This is a genomic window from Nitratireductor sp. ZSWI3, assembly GCF_024655565.1.
Taxonomy (GTDB): domain Bacteria; phylum Pseudomonadota; class Alphaproteobacteria; order Rhizobiales; family Rhizobiaceae; genus Nitratireductor.
Map to the genome: position 1 here is coordinate 1 of NZ_JANKOF010000185.1, position 2,577 is coordinate 2,577.

Sequence of the window (2,577 nt, forward strand, 5' to 3'; positions counted from 1 at the left end):
GGCGAGCAGGCTGGAGGCGCTGCGGCGGGCGGCGGCGAGATCGCCGCGCTCGGCCGCGCGTGCCGGCTCGCCGGTGAAGAACGCCTTCCAGAAGCGGCGGCGGGCGAGCCCTTTCGGCACCAGCCGCTCGACCGCGTCGCGATACTGGGTGGCGAGATGGGCGAGCGCGCCGAGGGATGGGGAGAGCATCTGGTCAATGCGCGCCCGCACCATCTGTGCCAGCACCGGTCCGGCACCTTCCGTACCTATGGCGACGACGAGCGGTGCGCGGTTGACGAGCGCCGGGGTGTAGAAATCGCACAGTGCCGGACGGTCGACGGCGTTTGCGGGGATGTTCCTGGCCCGTGCGTCGGCGACGACGGCGCGGTCCTGCGCCTCGTCGTCGGTCGCCGCGAAGACGAGCACGGCGTTGTCGATATAGCGGGCCGTGTAGGGCGCGCGGATGAGACGGGCGCCGTTCTCTTCCGCCCAGTCGGCGAGCGCAGCTTCCGGCGCGTCGGCGACGAGAACGATCTCGGCATGCGACTGGCCGATGAGGCGGGCCTTGGCGAGCGCCTCGGCGCCGTTGCCGACGATGACCACGGCGCGACCCTCCACCCGCATGAAGACGGGGAAAGCGGCAAGCTTTGCGGTGTCTGTCGCCATGGAACGCGAGCCTCGTGAACGATGCCCGGGATAATGACCGCCCGCTGCCGGATTCTGAAGAAATGCTCTCGCGAACCGGGGGGTGCGACAAGATTGCTTTTGCGTGCCGCCGCTTTCCGGCAGCAAATCCTTCCCCGAACCCTTGGCAGTCCCCATATCTCCTGTGTGGGAACGGGAGGTCGCAAGCCGCGTTCCTCCCTTATCCAACACGAGACACGGAGAGCGAAATGGCTGAGTTCCGGCTGGTTCACGATGCTTGGGTTGTGGTTGCCGACGGTGAGAAGGCGCTTTTCCTGCGCAACGAGGGCGACGCGACTTATCCCAATCTCCAGGTCGTGCGGATGATGCACGAGGAGAACCCGCCGACGCGGGAGCAGGGGACGGACAGGCCGGGCCGCTACAACGATGCCCGGGGCATGCACAAGAGCGCCGTCGAGGAGACGGATTGGCACCGCATCGAGAAGGAGCGCTTCGCTTCCGACATCGCCGAAAGGCTCTACAAGATGGCGCATCGCGGCGCGTTCGAGCGGCTCGTTCTCGTCGCCCCGCCGCTGGTGCTCGGCGAATTGCGCAAGGAGATGCACAAGGAGGTCGGCGACCGGGTGATCGGCGAGGTCGCCAAGACGCTCACCAACCACACGGTGAGCGATATCGAGAAGGTGCTGACGCAGGGCTGAGCCGGACCGGGCCGGCGCCAGTCCGCTCAGACGTGCTGGCCGCCGTTGATGTGGACTTCGGCGCCGGTCACGTAGGACGACTGGTCCGAGCAGAGGAAGAAGATCGTGTCGGCCACCTCGGCGGTCTGGCCGAGCCGGCGCAGCGGAATGGTCTCCACCAGCTTGTCCGTGCCGGGCGACAGGATCGAGGTCTCGATTTCGCCCGGCGCGATCGCGTTGACGCGAATGCCGTGCGGGCCGAAATCCGCCGCCATCTCGCGCGTCAGCGCGGCTAGGGCGGCCTTGGAGGTCGCATAGGCGGTGCCGGCGAAGGGGTGCACCCGGCTGCCGACGATGGAGGTGACGTTGACGATCGAGCCCTTGGCCGTCGCCAGTTCCCTGAACAATCCGCGTGCCAGCATGATCGGGGCGAAGAAATTGACCTGGAACACGTCGCGCCAGACATGCATCGGCGTGTCGATGGAGTTCATGCGCTTGCCGCCTTCCAGCTTCGGCGAAATGGCGGCGTTGTTGACCAGCGCGTCGAGCCGGCCGCCATTGGCCTCCAGCCGATGCCGGATTTCACCGATGGCGATGCCGACCCCTTCCTGATCGGACAGGTCGAGCTGGATGTGATCCTCGGGACCGGCCGGCCAGGGACAATCCTCGGCGAAGGCCTGTCTGGAACAGGTGATGACGCGCCAGCCCTCGCGCGAGAAGCGCTTGACGGCGGCGTGGCCGATGCCGCGGCTTGCGCCGGTTAGAACCAGTGTCTTGCGCTCGTCGTTCATGGCCTGCTCCCTGATCTGCTCCTATGTATGCGAGCCGGCCTGTGAAATCGATAGGTAATACCAAGGGAGGTGGGTTTTGACCGATCTGACCGGAGGGATTGCGTGTCGTGGCAAGGCGCCCCGTGCGCCGCGATGCCTTTGCATCATTAGCGCGGGGCAACGCCGCCACGGCGCGCAAGGCCCCGGCCCTGCGGGTGGGAGATGGCGAACCGCCGGACGTCGTTGCGCTGCTTGGACGATGCCCCGCATCGCCCTGCACAGCGCGCCTAGCCGGCGGATCGCCATCTCCCATCAGATCGATCAAAACCCACCTCCCTTGGTATAAAGGAGAGGGTGCGACTCTAATTTCCGAGAATGATGTCGAGGATGGAGCTCTGCCGGCGCTGCGGCGCGCCGCCGACCTCGGCCGGAGGCACCGGACGGCGCACCGAGGCGGTGCGATCGCTCGAGCCGGGCATCGGCACGGCGGCCTGGGGCACCGGGCG

Annotated in this window: 3 protein-coding genes; 1 reads left to right on the top strand and 2 read right to left on the bottom strand. The window is 67.1% G+C overall.

Translation table 11 applies throughout. From position 1 onward, the window contains the following. Positions 1-645, bottom strand: a 645-nt coding sequence (locus tag NUU27_RS25240) for a bifunctional precorrin-2 dehydrogenase/sirohydrochlorin ferrochelatase (RefSeq protein ID WP_257765046.1), incomplete at its 3' end; no start/stop codon positions are given. 227 nt (positions 646-872) lie between these two features. Between NUU27_RS25240 and NUU27_RS25245 the strand changes: the two genes are divergently transcribed. Continuing rightward, positions 873-1,322: a host attachment family protein gene (locus tag NUU27_RS25245; RefSeq protein ID WP_257765047.1), complete on the top strand. Its 450-nt coding sequence runs from the start codon at positions 873-875 to the stop codon at positions 1,320-1,322. 26 nt (positions 1,323-1,348) lie between these two features. Here the strand turns inward: NUU27_RS25245 and NUU27_RS25250 are convergent, their stop codons facing one another. Then, complete coding sequence (locus NUU27_RS25250) at positions 1,349-2,092, bottom strand: SDR family NAD(P)-dependent oxidoreductase (protein ID WP_257765048.1); 744 nt, start codon at positions 2,090-2,092, stop codon at positions 1,349-1,351. Between the last annotated feature and the right edge of the window lie 485 nt (positions 2,093-2,577).

Bases quoted from the DNA above. Each gene is read 5' to 3' on its own strand.
- NUU27_RS25245 (WP_257765047.1), top strand. From the start codon at position 873: ATGGCTGAGTTCCGGCTGGTTCACGATGCTTGGGTTGTGGTTGCCGAC.
- NUU27_RS25250 (WP_257765048.1), bottom strand. From the start codon at position 2,092: ATGAACGACGAGCGCAAGACACTGGTTCTAACCGGCGCAAGCCGCGGC.